At 47.4% G+C, this 17519-nt stretch carries 14 protein-coding genes; 12 read left to right on the top strand and 2 right to left on the bottom strand.

The window, feature by feature from the left end:
• The first annotated feature begins 73 nt into the window (after positions 1-73).
• The 3 genes from MHB80_RS15645 to MHB80_RS15635 are packed head-to-tail and all read left to right on the top strand — an operon-like array spanning position 74 to position 2876.
• Positions 74-973: a sugar ABC transporter permease gene (locus MHB80_RS15645; protein WP_341282988.1), complete on the top strand. Its 900-nt coding sequence runs from the start codon at positions 74-76 to the stop codon at positions 971-973.
• A 2-nt stretch (positions 974-975) separates the two neighbouring features.
• On the top strand, positions 976-1812 hold the full coding sequence (locus MHB80_RS15640; RefSeq protein ID WP_341277869.1) for a carbohydrate ABC transporter permease: 837 nt from the start codon (positions 976-978) through the stop codon (positions 1810-1812).
• 29 nt (positions 1813-1841) lie between these two features.
• Entirely contained in the window at positions 1842-2876 is a 1035-nt protein-coding gene (locus tag MHB80_RS15635; protein WP_341277868.1) for a glycoside hydrolase family 88 protein, read from the top strand.
• Positions 2877-2932: 56 nt separating this feature from the next.
• Here the strand turns inward: MHB80_RS15635 and MHB80_RS15630 are convergent, their stop codons facing one another.
• Complete coding sequence (locus tag MHB80_RS15630; protein ID WP_341277867.1) at positions 2933-4183, bottom strand: MFS transporter; 1251 nt, start codon at positions 4181-4183, stop codon at positions 2933-2935.
• Between the two features lie 155 nt (positions 4184-4338).
• Between MHB80_RS15630 and MHB80_RS15625 the strand changes: the two genes are divergently transcribed.
• The 6 genes from MHB80_RS15625 to MHB80_RS15600 all read left to right on the top strand — a co-directional run bounded on the left by MHB80_RS15625 (position 4339) and on the right by MHB80_RS15600 (position 9760).
• A complete protein-coding gene (locus tag MHB80_RS15625) occupies positions 4339-4527 on the top strand; it encodes a hypothetical protein (RefSeq protein WP_341277866.1) in 189 nt (62 codons plus the stop codon).
• Positions 4524-4676: a hypothetical protein gene (locus tag MHB80_RS15620; protein WP_341277865.1), complete on the top strand. Its 153-nt coding sequence runs from the start codon at positions 4524-4526 to the stop codon at positions 4674-4676. Before MHB80_RS15625 ends, MHB80_RS15620 begins: the two co-directional genes overlap by 4 nt.
• Before the next feature lie 364 nt (positions 4677-5040).
• Positions 5041-6597 (top strand): extracellular solute-binding protein, encoded by a 1557-nt coding sequence (locus MHB80_RS15615; RefSeq protein WP_341277864.1) that lies wholly within the window; start codon positions 5041-5043, stop codon positions 6595-6597.
• 89 nt (positions 6598-6686) lie between these two features.
• A complete protein-coding gene (locus MHB80_RS15610) occupies positions 6687-7598 on the top strand; it encodes a sugar ABC transporter permease (protein WP_338556793.1) in 912 nt (303 codons plus the stop codon).
• A 47-nt stretch (positions 7599-7645) separates the two neighbouring features.
• Positions 7646-8527, top strand: coding sequence for a carbohydrate ABC transporter permease (locus tag MHB80_RS15605; protein ID WP_341277863.1), 882 nt, complete (start codon positions 7646-7648; stop codon positions 8525-8527).
• Positions 8528-8605: 78 nt separating this feature from the next.
• On the top strand, positions 8606-9760 hold the full coding sequence (locus MHB80_RS15600; RefSeq protein ID WP_341277862.1) for a glycoside hydrolase family 88 protein: 1155 nt from the start codon (positions 8606-8608) through the stop codon (positions 9758-9760).
• A gap of 19 nt (positions 9761-9779) precedes the next feature.
• Here the strand turns inward: MHB80_RS15600 and MHB80_RS15595 are convergent, their stop codons facing one another.
• Positions 9780-12080 carry a helix-turn-helix domain-containing protein gene (locus tag MHB80_RS15595; RefSeq protein ID WP_341277861.1) on the bottom strand — a complete coding sequence of 767 codons (2301 nt, stop codon included), beginning with the start codon at positions 12078-12080 and terminating at the stop codon, positions 9780-9782.
• Between the two features lie 169 nt (positions 12081-12249).
• Here MHB80_RS15595 and MHB80_RS15590 point away from each other — a divergent pair, with 169 nt between their 5' ends.
• The 3 genes from MHB80_RS15590 to MHB80_RS15580 all read left to right on the top strand — a co-directional run bounded on the left by MHB80_RS15590 (position 12250) and on the right by MHB80_RS15580 (position 17382).
• Positions 12250-13689 (top strand): extracellular solute-binding protein, encoded by a 1440-nt coding sequence (locus tag MHB80_RS15590; RefSeq protein ID WP_341277860.1) that lies wholly within the window; start codon positions 12250-12252, stop codon positions 13687-13689.
• 184 nt (positions 13690-13873) lie between these two features.
• Positions 13874-15529 carry a serine/threonine-protein kinase gene (locus MHB80_RS15585; protein WP_341277859.1) on the top strand — a complete coding sequence of 552 codons (1656 nt, stop codon included), beginning with the start codon at positions 13874-13876 and terminating at the stop codon, positions 15527-15529.
• A 296-nt stretch (positions 15530-15825) separates the two neighbouring features.
• Positions 15826-17382, top strand: coding sequence for an ABC-F family ATP-binding cassette domain-containing protein (locus tag MHB80_RS15580; protein WP_341277858.1), 1557 nt, complete (start codon positions 15826-15828; stop codon positions 17380-17382).
• Positions 17383-17519 lie beyond the last annotated feature (137 nt).

Here is a 17519-nt window from a genome sequence, read left to right as displayed (position 1 = left end):
AGCTTATAAGATGGCCCATCGCCCTTCCCTTAAACCGACTTAATAGACTTCACTAGGAGCAGGAGCTGGTATGATGAAATCATTGTCCTTGCGTAATAATCTCGTTGGTTATACCTTTATATCTCCATTTGTCATTGGCTTTCTTATTTTCACCCTTATACCTGCGGCTGCGTCCCTTTATTTCTCCTTTACGGATTATGATTTGCTGTCCGCGCCGAGCTGGATAGGGCTTGAAAATTATACTTCTATGTTTACCTCGGATGACCGCTATATGCAATCGCTTAAGGTGACGATGCTTTACGTGTTTCTGGGTGTTCCACTGCGGCTGATTTTCGCTTTATTCGTCGCTATGATCTTGAATACAACCTCGAAAGCTGTCGGGTTATATAGAACGGTGTATTATTTGCCTTCAATTATTGGAGGAAGCGTCGCAGTATCGATTATGTGGCGGAACTTGTTCGGTGATCAAGGGGTTATCAACGTGATGCTGAACTCGATAGGAATAGACAGCGTGCGCTGGTTCGGTGATCCCAATGCCGCATTGTTTATGCTCGTAACGCTATCGGTATGGCAGTTTGGTTCTTCCATGTTGATTTTCCTAGCGGGGCTGAAAAATATCCCGACTGAATTGTATGAAGCATCCGGTGTTGATGGTGCAGGCTTCTTTACAAAGTTTTTCCGCATCACGTTGCCAATGCTGACTCCGATTATTTTGTTCAATCTGATTATGCAATTAATTAGTGCTTTCATGACCTTCGTTCCAGCCTACATTATTTCCAAAGGCGAGGGCGGTCCGCTAGATGGCACGCTGCTGTATTCCTTGTATCTGTTCCGTCAAGCCTTCGTATTCTTCGATATGGGTTATGCATCGGCTATGGCATGGGTTATGCTCATCATCGTTGGTGTTTTGACAGCGGCAGTATTCGCAACATCCAAGCTATGGGTTCACTATGAAACAGAAGGAGGCCGCTAAACATGATACTTAAAAAATTTAAGTGGCCGATTTATCACATTTTTGTTGGTCTGCTGGCGATCGTTATGGTGTATCCTGTTATTTGGCTGCTCATGAGCTCCTTTAAGCCTAGTAATCTTATTTTTACAACATCGAGCTCACTCATTCCTGATCCATGGATTTGGAGCAACTACGTTACGGGATGGATTGGGTCCTCTGGACAATCTTTCATGAGCTTTATTACAAACTCGCTGGAAATCGTTATTCTCTCGACGATTGGAGCGGTATTGTCTTCCGCTTTTATCGCCTTTGGCTTCGCACGTCTGCAATTTAAGGGTAGAGCGATCTGGTTCGCTATTATGATGGTTACGCTTATGCTGCCACATGACGTAGTACTTGTTCCGCAATACATTATGTTCTCCAAGCTAGGCTGGATTGGTACGATTTCGCCAATTGTTGTCCCTCAATACTTCGGTGTTCCATTTTTCATCTTCCTGATGGTTCAATTTATACGGACCATTCCAAGAGAGATGGATGAAGCAGCTACGATTGACGGAGTTGGGAAGTTTGGATTGTTTTTACGAATTATTCTGCCGCTTATTATTCCGGCTCTGGCAACCGCTTCGATCTTTTCCTTCTACTGGCGTTGGGAAGATTTAATGGGTCCGTTGCTTTACCTGAATAAACCAAGCGCTTATACCGTATCACTAGGCTTGAAAATGTTCCTCGACAGCGAAAGTGTATCCAACTGGGGTGCCATGTTCGCGATGTCGATCGTAAGCTTGATTCCGGTGTTAGGTGTATTCTTCTTATTCCAGCGTTATATTGTTGAAGGAATAAGCACAAGCGGGTTGAAATAGCAATCATGCATAATGAGGAGACGAGTGAAATGCCACAGCTGCAATTTGATGAACAGCATATACGTGAAGTAATCGATAAAGTCGTAGACCGTACGTTTCGTATGGATTTTGGCTGGGATTGGCCCGGCGGCGTCGCATTCTTCGGCGTATGTGAAGCTTATGAGGCAACGGGAAATGAAAAATACTTAACGCTGCTAAAAGAATGGGTAGACGAGAAGCTTGAGGACGATCTTCCTAAGCTTTCGGTTAATGGCGTATCCATTGGCCACGCTCTCATTACGTTATATAAGGCAACCGATGACCGTAAGTATTTAGATATTGCAATTAAAATGGCAGATTATTTGCAAAACGATGCGGTACGGTTTGCAGAAGGCATTTTTCAGCATACGGTTAATTCTGAAACCTACAATTTTCCTGAGCAGGCGTGGGTTGATACGATGATGATGGCAGGCTACTTCCTCATTCGCATGGGCGAGCTTCTGGGGCGGGAAGATTATTTGGAGGACGGACTGCTGCAATATCATGGACATGAGCGTGTATTGCAAGACCCTGTCAGCAACTTGTATTATCATGGCTGGGATAATATTGCACAAAACCATATGTCGAGCATTTTCTGGGCACGCGGCAATGGCTGGGCTGCGCTTACGATGGCCAAAGCGCTTCCGCTCATTGCCGTACAGCACCCATCCTTTATGATTATTGAAGGGTCGCTGCGCGATCAGGCAGCTACGCTAGTGCGCCTGCAATCAGAGAAGGGACTCTGGCATACGATTGTGACCGACCCTGCCTCCTATGAGGAAACATCCGGTTCGGCAGGCATCGGGGTAGGCTTGTTCACTTTCGGGTCGCTGTACAATAAATACATCCAGAAGTCGATTGACGGCATTTTGGAGCAAATTACTGAAGATGGCGCTGTACAAGGTGTATCGGCTGGTACGGCTGTTATGAATGATGCGGAAGGCTATAAAGGAGTATCCTGTAAACGGATTCAAGGCTGGGGCCAAGGGCTGACACTCGCTTTCCTGGCAACGGTGCTGCAATCTAAAAAACGAGAGTTTTCGTAGCAGTAAAAAACGCTTCTCCACTTTAGGTGGGGAAGCGTTTTTTTTAATCTGCTTATCTACTCAGCCAAAGCCTTCTCTGCCAAAGGCTTAATTCCGCTCTGCAACTTAAATAATGGAAGGAGAATGGCTACACCTGCAAGGAAAAATAAACCTGCAATGATATACATAGGCGTGAGCGAAATGGCATTTTTCATTAAACCCGACAGCATCATCGTAATGACCATCGAGCCCATGAACATCGGAGTTAGAATGCCATTTACGCGGCCGATAAAGGATTCCTTTGTATTTTGTAAAATCAAAGTATTAATGCCAATTTGGATGCATGGCAGCGCAAAACCGCTTATAAACTGAAGACCAAGCGTGAACCAGTAATCCTTCGATAGTCCCATAGCGATCATTGCTAGGCTGTCGACCGTCATGCCAAGCGCCAGAAGCTTCTGCGGCGATAGTTTGCTGGAGAAGCTCATCGCAAGCACGCCGCCGATAATCATGGCTATGCCGTTCACTAATAGAAACCACTGCAAATAATCCTCCGGTTTCCCGAGCCGCTCCGTAATAAGGAAAATGCCCATTGGTTGAATCAAGCCGAGGCCAAGTCCAGCAGCAATGAAGCCGCCGCCGAGTGTACGCAGAATTTTACTTGACCATACGTAGCGGAAGCCGGCCTTAATGTCCTCCAGCACCCGGGAATTTTGCTGCTCCCCAGCATCGTTTCGATCATGCGGCAGGAAAGCTAGCGAAGCAGCAGATAGTAGAAAGGCTGCTCCCGTTACACCAATGGCCGTCTCGATGCCGTAGCTTTGGTAGACAAATGTCCCAACGACGGGGCCGAAAATCATAAATACGGCGAACAGCGTTTGATATAGCGACATCCCCGTCTGTACTAAATGCTCAGGAACATGCAGCTTGAACAGCTTCATGCCAGCAGGCTGAGAAAATTGAGACAAGATGGCTGAAACTAATGTTGCAAAAAAGACGGCATGCCAAGTCCCATTTTCCATGGCGAATAGCACGGCTAGAATGGATAGGGCGCTTAACAGGTCGCACCATACCATCGTTTTCTTGGGTCGCCAGCGGTCTGCGAACGTCCCGCCAATAAACGAAAATACGAAGATGGGCGCGAATTCCGCTACGGAGATGAGGGACACGGCAAATGCATCATCATTAGTCATTTTTTTCACATAAAGCAGAACCGCGATATTCCGTACCCAGATGCCGATTTGCAAAAATAAAGTGGGCATCAATATCGCTTGCACAAATCGATTGCTTAACAGCGAAAATGCTGAAGCAGGTTGATTGGCTGTCATCGTTTTCACCTTTCCTTTTTCACTTTTTTTAAAATATAAGAATTTATAAGTTTTCACGTATAAATTGTGCTTATATTTCTCGGACTGAAACGCGCTGTGCTGGTATATCCATAAGTATAATATTTTGTAAATCTAGGAAGCAGCATAAGGATACGATGTGGCTTATTGGGACGACAGCTTACGAACAAGCGATGCTGAGCGAAAAAGCAAAGAAAGCATCTGCCACCATCGAACTGACCTCGCCTGCAACAACTTATCGTTTTCCCGTACTGAACCGGGAGACAGCTAAGAGCGTTAAAGCAGGTGTCTATAAGGTGACGAGGGAAAAAGGAAGCTGGTGGTGACGGAGCCATCAGTAGAGTCAACGCCAACGGCTGCTCCAGCAACCGAAACTTCGAATGTGGAGGAGTCACCAACGGGTGTGGAAGATGCGGGAGCGAGCGCTGTACCAACACCAATTCCAACACCAATTCCAACACCAAGCTCAACTTGAAAGCGATAGTATTCAAGGTGAAACGGCTGTCGCCGTCCTCTGGCGGCGCGGCGCGTTTTATTCCGAGAAATATAGAGGGAGGATAGAAAAATTATATACTTTCTTATATTTTTAAAAAGCATGCAGGGAGCAATCGAGCTACACCCTGCATGCTTTTTTGCTGCCCTTTTTTTGGCTGAAAAAGGGCTGGATTTAGGGCATAACCACTATAATCCTCAACTCACATCTGGCTGTAACCCTTGCGCCACAAGGGATTGCGCCATAACATATGGCGTGGTGATTATAGGCAAACTGCCCCGGCGGGGTATACGATAAAAGGGTAACAAGAGCACCTAAATGAATTCCAAATTCGGGAGGTCAAAGCATGAGAAAGAAACAAATGGCATCAACATTTCGTGTCTTGTGTACTACGACATTAGCAGGCTGTATTTTGGCAGGTTGTGCATCAGGCTCAGGAGTGAAAGAGGGAAGCGCAACATCAGGCACTAATCAAGGAGGCGCACCTACGAGCGAAGCACAAGCTCCTTTTAAGCTGACAATAATGACAAACTTGCATACACCCGAAGTTCCTACAGATGCGATTGAGAAATTGCTAGAGGAAAAAACGAATACGGATTTGACGATTAACTGGGTACCAGATGGCAGCTATGAAGAAAAACTGAACTCGTCATTTGCAACGGGCTCCTTGCCTCAGGCTGTATACATGAAAAATCAGACCACCTACATTCTATTCCGCGACGCGATTCGCAATAACCAATTTTGGGAAATTGGTCCTTTCATTAAGGACTACCCGAACTTAAGCAAGCTCGATGAGCTGGTTGTGAAAAATACAGCAGTAGACGGCAAAACGTATGCTATCTATCAAGAGCGTCCGCTATCGCGTCAAGGCATTATTTTCCGCAAGGACTGGGCGGATAAGCTAGGTCTCGCAGCACCAAAAACGACGGATGAGCTGTACAATATGCTGAAGCAGTTTAAGGAAGGCGATCCGGATGGCAACGGCAAGGCGGATACGATGGGCCTGACCGACCGCAGCGATTTGGTGTATGGCGCTTTCAAAACGGTTGCCTCGTATTTTGGCACACCAAACAATTGGGGCTTAGCAGACGGCAAGCTGCAGCCGGAATTTATGTTCTCGCAGTATAAAGAAACGATGGATTACTTCAAGAAGCTGTATGACGAAGGCCTAATCAATAAAGACTTCCCGGTTACGAGCAAGGAAGATCAGCAGAATCTGGTCATTACAGGAAAAGCGGGCATGTACATTGGCTCGATGGCGGATGTGCAAAGCTTGCACCAGAAAACCGTGGAAATTAATCCAAACGCCCTTTACGATGTAGCGAATCACATTAGCGGACCGAACGGCGATGCGGGTATTTGGTCGATTCCAGGCTACGGAAACTTAGTATTGTTCCCGAAATCAGCCGTTAAATCGGAAGAAGAGCTGAAAAATATTTTAGCTTTCTATGACAAGCTGATGGAGCCAGAGCTGGCCAATCTCGTGAAATGGGGAGTTCCAGACAAGCATTACACGCTCGTAGAAGGCGGCTTAGTGCAAAAGGTCGAAGACACGAAAATGACAGACCGCGAGCAAAAGCCTTACGAAATTTTGCAAGTGGGCGGCGAAAGCACGATTGATATGCTGCGTCCCTACAACAAGCTTCCAGCTAAAGCAAAAGCAGAGGAACTCATTATCGAAAACAACAGCATGCTGATTAACGATCCAACAGCGGCACTTGATTCCAAGACATTTGGCGAGAAGGGTGTAGAGCTTCAGCAAATTATTAACGATGCGACGTACCGCTATATTCTAGGCAATCTGGACGCCGCAGGATTTGATGGTGAAATCGAGCGTTGGAAAAAAGGCGGCGGCGAGAGCATTATCGCTGAATACAATGATTCTTTAGCTAAATCGCAATAGGAATAGAACTCCTGTAAAAACAGGGAACCGAAAGGATGTTTCACATGAGCAGCAACTCAGCGTCAGCAGTAGCAGCCGTTAAGCCGGACATGAAGAAGCATGACCTTCGCCGGCGTATATTGAAAAATAAAGCAATCTACCTCATGATTTTGCCGGGACTGCTGTATTTCGTCTTATTCAAATACTTCCCCATGTGGGGGCTTGTGATCTCCTTCCAGGAATACCGTCCATACGACGGTATTCTCGGAAGTGATTGGGTAGGCTTCAAGCATTATCAGCGCCTGTTTACCGAACCGATGTTTTGGACTATTTTTCGCAATACGATCGTCTTGTTTCTGATGAACTTAATTTTCTTCTTTCCGGTCCCCATCATACTTGCGATCTTGTTAAATGAAGTAAGACTGCAAGCCTTCAAGCGTTTTGTACAAACGATTGTGTACATTCCGCATTTTATGTCCTGGGTTATCATCGTATCGATTTCTTTCGTCATGGTCACGATGGATGGCGGTATGATTAATGAGGGGCTTGATGCGATGGGCATGCAGAAAATCAACTTTCTGCTAAGCGATGAATGGTTCCGGCCAATGTACATATTGCAGGTCATCTGGCGTGAAGCCGGCTGGGGAACGATTGTGTACCTGGCGGCCATTGCGGCCATCGATCCGCAGCTGTACGAGGCATCGCGGATGGACGGTGCCAACCGTTTCCGCCAAATTTGGCATATTACATTGCCGTCAATCCGCAGCGTTATTGTAATCCTGCTCATTTTGAAAATTGGCGATGTCCTAGAGCTGGGATTTGAGCATGTGTATTTGCTGCTTAACGCGATGAACCGGAATGTGGCGGAAATCTTTGATACGTATGTGTATACAGCGGGGCTTAAACAAGGGCAGTTCAGCTACAGCACCGCGGTAGGCTTCTTCAAATCCTTCGTCGGTTTAGTACTGGTAATGTCCGCGAACTGGCTGGCCAAAAAATTCGGCGAAGAGGGCGTATATTAAGATATACGTTTGCCGCCGAATCAACATCTTGAGGAGGAAAGGCTATTATGGTGCATGACAAAACGATTGGCGGCCGCTTATTTGATGGCGCTGTCTATGTAATATTATTTTTAGTTGCGTTAGTGACAATTCTTCCTTTCCTGCATATTATTGCTGGATCGCTAACGACAGTTGATGAGCTTGCGCAAAAGCGGTTCGTCCTGTTCCCAACGAAAATTAGCTGGGATGCGTATGCCTATATTTTCTCAACGAATACCATTTTTCGCAGTATGCTGGTTTCGATTGGGGTTACTAGCTTTGGTACGCTGTTCAGCATGATACTTACGTCACTGATGGCCTATGGCTTGTCTCGACGTGATTTGGTTGGTCGCAAGCAGATCATGTTTATGATTGTGTTTACGATGCTGTTCAGCGGCGGGATGATTCCGACCTTCATCGTCGTCAAATCGCTAGGCATGATTGACAGCTATGCGGCGCTTATTGTGCCAACGGCTATTAATGCGTTTAACTTGATTATTTTGCGCAGCTTCTTTCAAAACTTGCCGGATGGTCTTGAGGAGTCGGCAAAAATCGATGGCTGCACGGATTGGGGCATTTTATTCCGTATTGTCATTCCGCTCTCCATGCCTGCGATTGCAACGATTTCCCTCTTTTATGCCGTAACGTATTGGAACACGTATTTGCCGGCGATTTTGTACATTGATAGTGCTGAAAAGTGGCCGATTCAAGTATTACTGCGGCAAATTGTTATTTTGGCAAGCGGCTTGACGGCGGATTCATCGGGCTTCTCGGGTGATTTCGTTACGCCTCCAGATCAGACGATCAAAATGGCCGTCATCGTGGTAGCGACCGTTCCGGTATTGCTCGTATATCCATTTTTGCAAAAGTATTTTGATAAAGGCGCTTTACTGGGCTCGGTGAAGGGGTAGTCTGCTTGCAGACACTTCCCTTCGGGGGTTCCCGGGGTTGTCATCCTTGTATCCTATATGAAGAGAGGTTGTAGTCAAATGAGTCTATCCACTTTAGCTGAAACGATGCGTGTACGCGATGCGTTAGCGCTGGAATGGGGCGTTGCCGCCTGCGATTCCTTAATGGCGAGATTTCCCCAAGCGCATGACTTGCCTCCAGCAAACCGCTGGCATTACCATCAAGGCGTATTTTTGTATGGTATGCTCAAGGTATGGGAGCAAAATGGCGACGAGCGTTATTTGCTTTATATTAAAAGCTATGCGGATGCCTTAATCGATTCATATGGGAATCTGACTTTTGATCGCGGCGAGCTGGATGCGATAATGGCTGGGCTGATTTTGTTTACGCTGGATGAACAGTTTGATGATCCGCGGTATCGCCTGGCGGCAGACCGTCTGCTCGGACTGTTCGGGACGCTTAATCAGACATCAGAGGGAGGCTTCTGGCATAAGGATAAATATCCGTATCAAATGTGGCTGGATGGTCTCTATATGGGCGGTGTATTCGCAATGATTTATGGTGCGAAATATGACAAGCCTGAGCTGCTGGATATGGCGCTCAAGCAGGAGCGATTAATGAATCGGCATATGAAGGATACACGGACAGGATTGCTGTATCATGCGTGGGATGAGACGCGAAGCATGCCATGGGCAAACCCGGAGACGGGCTGCTCACCAGAGTTTTGGGGCCGATCACTCGGCTGGTATGGCATGGCACTTGTAGATTTTCTCGATGTATTGCCGGCTACACATACGGGCAGAGCTGCAATCGAGCTGGAGGTCGCGGCCCTTGTTGAAGCGCTCACCGAGTTTCAGGATGATAAAAGCGGATTGTGGTATCAGGTTGTCAATAAAGGCGAGCGGGAGGACAATTGGCTGGAAACCTCGTGCACATGCCTCTTTCTATATACGATAGCGAAAGCGATTAAGCATGGGTGCATTTCGAAAGCTTATTCGGAGATTGCGGTAAAAGGCTATGAAGGGCTGCTCCGCACGCTGCATTCCGATGAGACGGGACTAATTGTGACCGGCATCTGCATCGGAACGTCAGCGGGGGATTATCGCAACTATGTGACGCGCCCAACTAGCGAAAACGATTTGCATGGTGTAGGAGCCTTCGTTCTGGCTTGTGTGGAGCTGGATGGCGTACTTAGTTTGCTGCCAGCTCAAGCACAACAGGAATTGGCAGATTAGCCGGGGGAGCAGTAATTGGCTACCCCGGCTGATGCAGCTCCCGGTATTTGCCGGGAGTTGTTCCTTCGAGCTTGCGGAAGGAACGAATGAAATTTTGCGGATTCGTATATTGCAGCCGCTCGGAAATTTCCTTGACCGATATATTGGTATCCTGAAGCAGGCCAAGCGCGATGCGGTGACGATGCGCAGCCAAATATTCGCTGAAGGAAGTTCCAGTTTCCTTGCGGAATACGCTGCTTACATAGTTCGCATTGTAATGCATGCTCGCCGCAATGGCTTCCAGCGTAATCTCCTGGTCATATTGCTGGTGAATCATATGAATGATCTCCTCAGAAATATTTTTATACTGAGAATTGGTTCGCTCCTCTACCGCTACAATAATCGGTTCCACGATGTTTTGCAGAAACCAGTTGCGAACTTCCTTCGGAGAGTGCGGCTTGAACAAATATTCAAATAAGGATGAATGGTCGCCAAGCTCCATCTCGTGAATGCCGAGCGACTGGGACAGATGAATCAAATCAATTAGCAGCCTTGCAGTCGTCAGCTCAAAATCATGGGCGCTCAGCTGCTGCTTAAACACCGCTTCGAATAGCTCCGCCAGCGCTTCGTCGCTTTTGGTGCGATCTCCAAGCTTGATAGCGTCATTTAGCTCCGTCTGCAGGCGTACCGGATAAGAAGTATTGAAGCTCAGCTTTTGTGGCAGATCCCGATAAAACATCGCCGAGGAGTCGCCAAACCGCTTTAGATGCTTATAAGCCTCCATACTTTCCTCAAGCGCAGTGCCCGCTGACTTGAGCTTGTCATGGTAGCCGCTAAAACCGAAGCTGACGGACAGATTCAGCACTTCTTTTACGGTTTGCGCAATTTGCTCTGCCAATGGAACCAATTGGGCAAAAAAAGTATCCTGATTATGCTCACGGTTCAGCAGAAGTGTAATTTGCGACTGTTCGTAGACGATAGGCGCCAGCCTGTCGCTCGCATCAACCAATTCCTCCACAATATTATTCACGGCGAACAGCAGCAAATCGGTATCGCCCTTCGAATAGCTCGTTCCTTCAAAAAAATCAATACGCAGCGTCATAATCGCATAGCCATTAAACGCCGTAGGCAAGGAAAGCGTCTTGAGCCGCTCTTCAATCGTTCGACTGTTGCTTTTTCCTTGGTACAGCTCCATCATGAACAATGTGCGCAAGCTGTCAATCTGATTGTTCATCGTGCTTTCCAATTCACTTTTCTCACGAATGACATGCCGAATTTGATCGGCAATATAGACGAACCCGTCGTGGCTTGGCTTATCATGCTTGGAGGGAAACAGCTGGAAGACGCTCACAAACAGCTGCTCAATCGGCTTATACAAGCGTTGAGAGCCGAACCAGGTCACAAGCAGCGTAATAGCAAGCAAAGCTAGGCAAATAAACACAGTAAACCAGCCAATGGCACGGGATTGCTTCGACAACGCATGGAGAGATGTAATAGAAGCATACGTCCATCCGTTATAATCAGACTTGCGGTAGGATACCGTATAGTCTGTCCCTTCAAGCTGCGTATCAAATTGAGCAAGGAGGGAGTCAGATTTAGTAATATCCTGAAAAAGGGCAGTGAATAAGCCCTCAGACGGCAGCAGCTCTTCATTTTGCCCAAACAGCAGCTCGCCTCTATCATTAAATACGAGCACAGCTTCACTATTTTTATCAAAGGAAAGCAGCTCGTTCAAATAGCAGGAAGGGATCGTCGACACCGCAAGCCCATTTTTGGTTGAAGCCGTCAGCGGCAGCTTCTTTACGAGGCTGATGCCGTATGTACAACGACTTGAGGATTGGCCAAGCAGCACAGTATTGCTGACGGGCTCCGTAATCCATTGCGAATCAAAGGGCAGCTCCTTATATTGAAGCAGCTGGTCTTTTTTGTCCAATTCACTCAGCCGATATAGGCCAGAGTTGTCAATATACCAATTTTCCCGGGTACTTAATAAAATAATATTTTCAATTCCTGTATCAAATGTCTGTAAATGGTTGACTTCTTGCTTGATTTGGTTAAATAATTGAAATTGTTCCACATTAAGCGGTTCCAACATGGCGGACTTCAAAAAAGACGAATTGACGAAATACGTCATGGAATGGTCTACGGTACGCATGACCTGCTCCACATTCATTTGCATTTGCTCCAACTGCAACAGCTTGGATGCGTTTACATTTTGCTGAATTGTGTCGGAGGATTTCATGTAGGAGAATAGTCCAACAATAATGACGGGTAAGGAACTAATTAGAAAGCCGAACAGCAAAATGCGCAAAAAATACCGGTTAGGTGGGGCTGTCATCATATCTCCTCCAAAACTATTGCGAGCCATACGCTGCACTGCTTCGCAACTTTAATTACTAGGGTATTATACCAGAAAGTGGGTCAAGTTGCCTATGAATTTTGTGAAGAGACAGATTCATCGCTGTGCGAAATTGGTTTTAACGGCCTTAGCATGCGGAGCAGCTGTAGTGATGGTTTCCTGCCAACAGCTCGATGAGAGTGTGGCCGCTCATAGCAAGGAAGCGCCGCTTGCTTTAACGTGGACAGCCGTTCAATACACGGAAAGCCCGCCATCCGATGTTGTGCTGGGGCATATTGAGGAAGCGACCAACACGAAGCTGTCCATTATTTGGGTCGCTGATGCAATGAAGGAGGATAAGCTGAACATCGCGCTTGCTTCGGATGCGCTTACCAAAATCGTCACGATTCAGGATATTCGCAATTCTGCTTTTTTGAGCGCGGTGCGTGCCGGTGCTTTTTGGGAAATTGGTCCTTATTTATCGCAATTTTCGAATTTGAACGCAATGGACAAAACGATTTTGCAAAATACATCAATTGATAACAAAATATATGGCATATATCGGGAACGTGACTTATCCCGCCAGGGCATCATCTACCGCAAGGATTGGCTCGACCAGTTGAAGCTGGAAGCTCCGTCAGATCTGGAAAGCCTTTATAAAGTAATGGAGGCGTTCACGAAAAATGATCCTGATGGCAATGGTTTAAATGATACTTACGGCCTAACGGATCGCAACGATTTGAAGTTTGGAGCTTTCCAAACGCTGGCCTCTTATTTTGGCACGCCTAATGATTGGGGCTGGATGGGTGGAGAGCTGCAGCCTGCATTTATGTTCAGCGCTTATAAAGATACGATGAAGTTTATGCGGGAGCTGTATGAAGGGAAATTGATGAATGAGCAGTTTGCGGTGACGAGCAAGCAGCAGCAATGGGAGGAATTTACGAAGGGGCGCGCGGGTGTTTATATAGGTAACATGGATGATGGCCGCAATTTATATAAGACGCTTATTCAAAGCAATCCAAAAGCCGAAATTGATTTGGTGAACCGGATCAACGGGCCTGACGGCAAGCCGCATGTATGGTCGCAGGCGGGGCATAATGGCATATTCGTATTCCCAAAATCGCAGGTGAAAAGCGAGGCTGAGCTGCTGCGTATTCTTGAATTTTTTAATCGGCTTGCTGACCCTGAGCTCATATATATGCTGAATTATGGCGTTGAAGGCATTCACTATAAGCTGGAAAATGGTGATATGGTAGAGCTGCTCTCCAATGAAAGCGAGCGATGGGAGCAGGAGGTACGGCCGCTTATTTCGCTGATGGGGCTCAGAGCGCTTGCTATTCGTCCGCAGGGTGATCCGCTTAGGGAAAAAAGTGACCGCTTGACAGAGGATAATCGCAGCTTCCTCGTCGTCAACCCTGCCGCCTCGCTTGATTCTCCAACCGCCAATGAACGTGGAGGCGAGCTGAATATCATTATTCAAAATGCGACCAACTCTTTTATACTTGGTTTGCTTGATGAGCAAGGGTTCGATAAGGAAATAGAGCGGTGGAAGAAGCTTGGCGGCGACCAGATTATTCAGGAGTTTAACGCGGGATATGCGGGCAGATCGTAACATTCGCATAGTGAATAATACTCAAATTGGTATTCTTTTTTTGATGTCTGCATGATATAATCAGCGTTAAAATAAAGCTTAATGTTATTTAAAACCATGAGCGGGAAAGCATCCCGGCTGGGAGACGAACGAGATTCGTCTGTCCAGCCGGGATTTTTTGCATTTCTAGGGAAGGGTGACCAACATGGAAAGAAGCAAAGTTATCCGTGAAGGAGAGCATGAACTCCCACTTTGGGAGGCGGGTTCAATAATAGCAGATCGCTATGCCGTTATCCGGGTGCTGGGCAAGGGCGGAATGGGCATCGTATATGCGGTGGAAGACCGAAAGCTTCAGGGCAAGCTGCGGGCAATTAAAATTACACCTCTATCGGTAGAGGAGGAAGTGGACGAAGCTCATTCAATTACCGCGGAGGCGGGCATGCTGGTGCGGCTAAATCATCCGAACCTACCTCATATCGTGGATGCTTTTCTGATACATAAACATTCTGTGCATGCGGTTGTGATGGACTTCATTCATGGAGAAACGCTTGCTGTACAATTTCAAAAACGACAGTGCCAAATGCTGCTGCTTGAGGTGGTTCAGCTTGGCCTCCAGTTGTGTTCGGCACTTAACTACCTGCACCGTCAAAGGCCGCAAATCATTCATCGGGATTTAAAACCGTCCAATGTCATGGTGGAGGAAGAGGGCGGATATCTGCGTTTAATTGATTTTGGCATTGCAAGGCAGGTTAAAGCAATGGCAGGCCCAGATACGCAAAAGCTTGGTACACCGGGCTTTGCAGCTCCTGAGCAGTATCAAGGCAGCAGCCAAAGAGATCCCCGAACGGATGTATATGGGCTTGGAGCACTGCTCTATTATTTGGCAAGCGGGGGTGAGCTGTATCAGCCCCTGCCCGTTGTTCCACGTCTAGAGCCTCACTTTCAATGGAAGGGTCGAATGAATGCAGAGAGCTCTCTCATGTTGGCTAATGTGCTTAGCAGGATGCTCGCCTATCGACTCGAGGAACGCACCGCAAATATGGAGCAAGTAGAGCGCGAACTGCTGGCAATCGTTCAACTTGCGGGTGGCGATCATGTCAGGCCGGCATTCGGCTGCCCCAATAGGCAAGGTCACGTTAGTGCGGAAGCAAATGGCGTAACGATTGCCCTATTATCATTGTCACCCGGAGCGGGAGCAACTTTTGCCGCTATTACGCTAGCCAAGCTGCTTGGCCAAAGCGGAGTAAGCTGCATCGCAGCTGAATTTCCAAGCAATCAGTCGGAATGGCATGCACTCCTGCCCTCTCAATATGCTAGCGGAAGGCTGGCATTCGATAATTATTGGACTTGGCAGGAAGGCGCCATTCAATGGCTTGCCCAAGAACCTGCCCGTATAGAGCCAGAAGCATACGACTTGGAAAAATGGGAGCTTTTTTTGAATCAGCAGCATTACGGAGTGAAAATTGTCGATTACTCGAGCTTTAATGAGCAGGCAGCAGGCGAGTGGCTGTCACGGTGTCAACTGGTTTGTATTGTCGCCGATCCTTTTCCGGCAAAATGGCAGCAGCCACAGCTGCGTCGCCTTCAAACGCTTCAGCAGAAGCTGAATGCTCAGGAAGGGCGTTTCGTATGGTTGGCCAATAAGGATAATCGCTTCGTGGAGCGGGAGCAATGGCTGCAATTATTGCCAAATCGGCCAGTAGCAGTGCTGCCTATGCTGCCAGCAGCCGAATGGCTTAATGGGCTTTGGAGCGGCAAGTGGGTGACGGAGGACAAACGGCTTGGCAAGCCTGTTAAGCAGGCATTTAATCCGCTGCTTGAGTTAATTGGCGAAATGGTGAAAAAGGGTAAAGGGAAATGAGGCTGCCGATGGAGCCAGTCGGTTTAACTCCCTTTGTCCACCTCACAGCAGCAGCGACCTGAAGAGACAAAGCTCACATTGAAATTTTACACAACAAAGCAGCTCTTGTGGTACAATAGATCGGGCATAAACATATGTAAGCTTAAAAACGACAAGTATTGCGCACCGACACAAACGCCGAAAAGGCAAAGTGATGCGGGCGTTTTCATACGATGAGGCTTTGTTTGTCCTATTCCCAGCCTGGGAATGGAGCAAATCCTTGCCATAAACAAGTGCATGAATGGAGCTAAGAAGAAATGAGTTTATTAACAGTAGAGCAATTATCCCATACGTTTGGCGACCGCGTTTTGTTCAAAAACGTATCGTTCCGCCTGTTGGCTGGCGAGCATGTTGGTCTTGTAGGCGCCAATGGAACGGGAAAATCGACAATGATGAACATTTTGACCGGAAAGCTGCTTAAGGATGAAGGCAAAGTAGAATGGACACCACGCGTCCGCTACGGCTATCTGGATCAGCATACGAAATTAACGCCGGGCAAGTCGATTCGGGATGTGCTGAAGGATGCTTTTGCACCGATGCTGCTGCTCGAGCAGGAATTGAATGATATCGCACTGCAAATGGGCGATGCCGATCCGGATACGCTGGAGCAGCTGCTGGAGCGGATGGGTGAAATTCAGGAAGAGCTGGAAATTGGCGATTTCTATTTAATCGATGTCAAGGTTGACGAGATGGCCAATGGTCTAGGGCTGAATGCGATTGGGCTTGAACGCGACGTAACGGCTTTGAGCGGTGGACAGCGGACGAAGGTGTTGCTTGCCAAGCTGCTTCTGGAGAAGCCGACGGTCTTATTGCTCGATGAGCCTACGAACTATTTGGATGAAGAGCATATTAATTGGCTCACGAACTATTTGAAGTCGTATCCTTATGCGTTCGTACTGATTTCCCATGATACGGGCTTTATGAACCAAGTGGTTGATATTATTTATCATTTGGAGTTTTCCAAGCTGACCCGTTATTCCGCCAACTATGAGAAGTTCCTTGAGATGGCAGATATGAACAAAGCCCAGCATATTGACGCTTATGAGAAGCAGAAGGATTTTATCAAGAAGCAGGAAGATTTTATTTCGCGCAATAAAGCGCGTGCTTCGACTTCTGGACGGGCGAAGAGCCGTGAGAAGCAGCTTGATCGGATCGATCGCATCGACAAGCCGGAGGAAGCGGCTAAGCCGACCTTTGGTTTTAAGGATGCCCGTACGAGCGGTAAAACGGTATTCGAAGCGGAGGGGTTGTCCATCGGCTACAATAAGCCGCTGCTGCCTAAGATGAACATGCTGATCGAGCGCGGTGACAAAATTGCGATCGTAGGCTGCAACGGTGTTGGCAAATCAACGCTGCTTAAAACGATTCTCGGCGTCGTTCCAGCGCTTGACGGTAAAGTTTATCGCGGCGATTATTTGCACCCGGCCTATTTCGAGCAGGAAGCAAAGGCACCAACGATGACGCCGCTGGATGATGTATGGAATGAATTTTCGAATATGACGCAAAGTGAAGTTCGTGGAGCTCTTGCCCGTTGCGGCTTGAAAAATGAGCATATTACGCGGGCGCTCAACCAATTGAGCGGCGGCGAGCAGGCGAAGGTTCGTCTTTGCAAGCTGATGCTACGCGAAAGCAACTGGATTTTGTTCGATGAGCCGACGAACCATTTGGATGTCATTGCAAAAGCCGAGTTGAAGCGCGCGCTTAGCGTATTCAAAGGCACCGTCGTTCTCGTGTCCCACGAACCTGATTTTTACGAGGATTGGGTTACGAAAACTTGGGATGTTGAAAGCTGGTCCATGCAAACCCAGAATTAAACGGGCTGCAGCTTGAAATATAGGAAAGTATATGATTTTGCCATACTTTCTCTATATTTCTCGGACTGAAACGTGCCGCGCCGCCAGAGGACGGTTTTCGGCCGTTTCACCTTGATCGTAATATCGCTTGAGGAAAA

Source organism: Paenibacillus sp. FSL H8-0537, from assembly GCF_038051995.1.
Lineage (GTDB): Bacteria > Bacillota > Bacilli > Paenibacillales > Paenibacillaceae > Pristimantibacillus.
Note: the sequence above shows the minus strand (reverse complement) of the source record. Positions and strands in the feature narration are given on the sequence as shown.

Excerpts from the sequence above, each read along its gene's own strand:
- MHB80_RS15600 (WP_341277862.1), top strand. The coding sequence starts at position 8,606 with ATGAGTCTATCCACTTTAGCTGAAACGATGCGTGTACGCGATGCGTTA.
- MHB80_RS15635 (WP_341277868.1), top strand. The coding sequence starts at position 1,842 with ATGCCACAGCTGCAATTTGATGAACAGCATATACGTGAAGTAATCGAT.
- MHB80_RS15590 (WP_341277860.1), top strand. The coding sequence starts at position 12,250 with ATGGTTTCCTGCCAACAGCTCGATGAGAGTGTGGCCGCTCATAGCAAG.
- MHB80_RS15630 (WP_341277867.1), bottom strand. The coding sequence starts at position 4,183 with ATGACAGCCAATCAACCTGCTTCAGCATTTTCGCTGTTAAGCAATCGA.
- MHB80_RS15645 (WP_341282988.1), top strand. The coding sequence starts at position 74 with ATGAAATCATTGTCCTTGCGTAATAATCTCGTTGGTTATACCTTTATA.
- MHB80_RS15580 (WP_341277858.1), top strand. The coding sequence starts at position 15,826 with ATGAGTTTATTAACAGTAGAGCAATTATCCCATACGTTTGGCGACCGC.
- MHB80_RS15640 (WP_341277869.1), top strand. The coding sequence starts at position 976 with ATGATACTTAAAAAATTTAAGTGGCCGATTTATCACATTTTTGTTGGT.
- MHB80_RS15610 (WP_338556793.1), top strand. The coding sequence starts at position 6,687 with ATGAAGAAGCATGACCTTCGCCGGCGTATATTGAAAAATAAAGCAATC.
- MHB80_RS15595 (WP_341277861.1), bottom strand. The coding sequence starts at position 12,080 with ATGATGACAGCCCCACCTAACCGGTATTTTTTGCGCATTTTGCTGTTC.
- MHB80_RS15625 (WP_341277866.1), top strand. The coding sequence starts at position 4,339 with ATGTGGCTTATTGGGACGACAGCTTACGAACAAGCGATGCTGAGCGAA.
- MHB80_RS15605 (WP_341277863.1), top strand. The coding sequence starts at position 7,646 with ATGGTGCATGACAAAACGATTGGCGGCCGCTTATTTGATGGCGCTGTC.
- MHB80_RS15615 (WP_341277864.1), top strand. The coding sequence starts at position 5,041 with ATGAGAAAGAAACAAATGGCATCAACATTTCGTGTCTTGTGTACTACG.
- MHB80_RS15585 (WP_341277859.1), top strand. The coding sequence starts at position 13,874 with ATGGAAAGAAGCAAAGTTATCCGTGAAGGAGAGCATGAACTCCCACTT.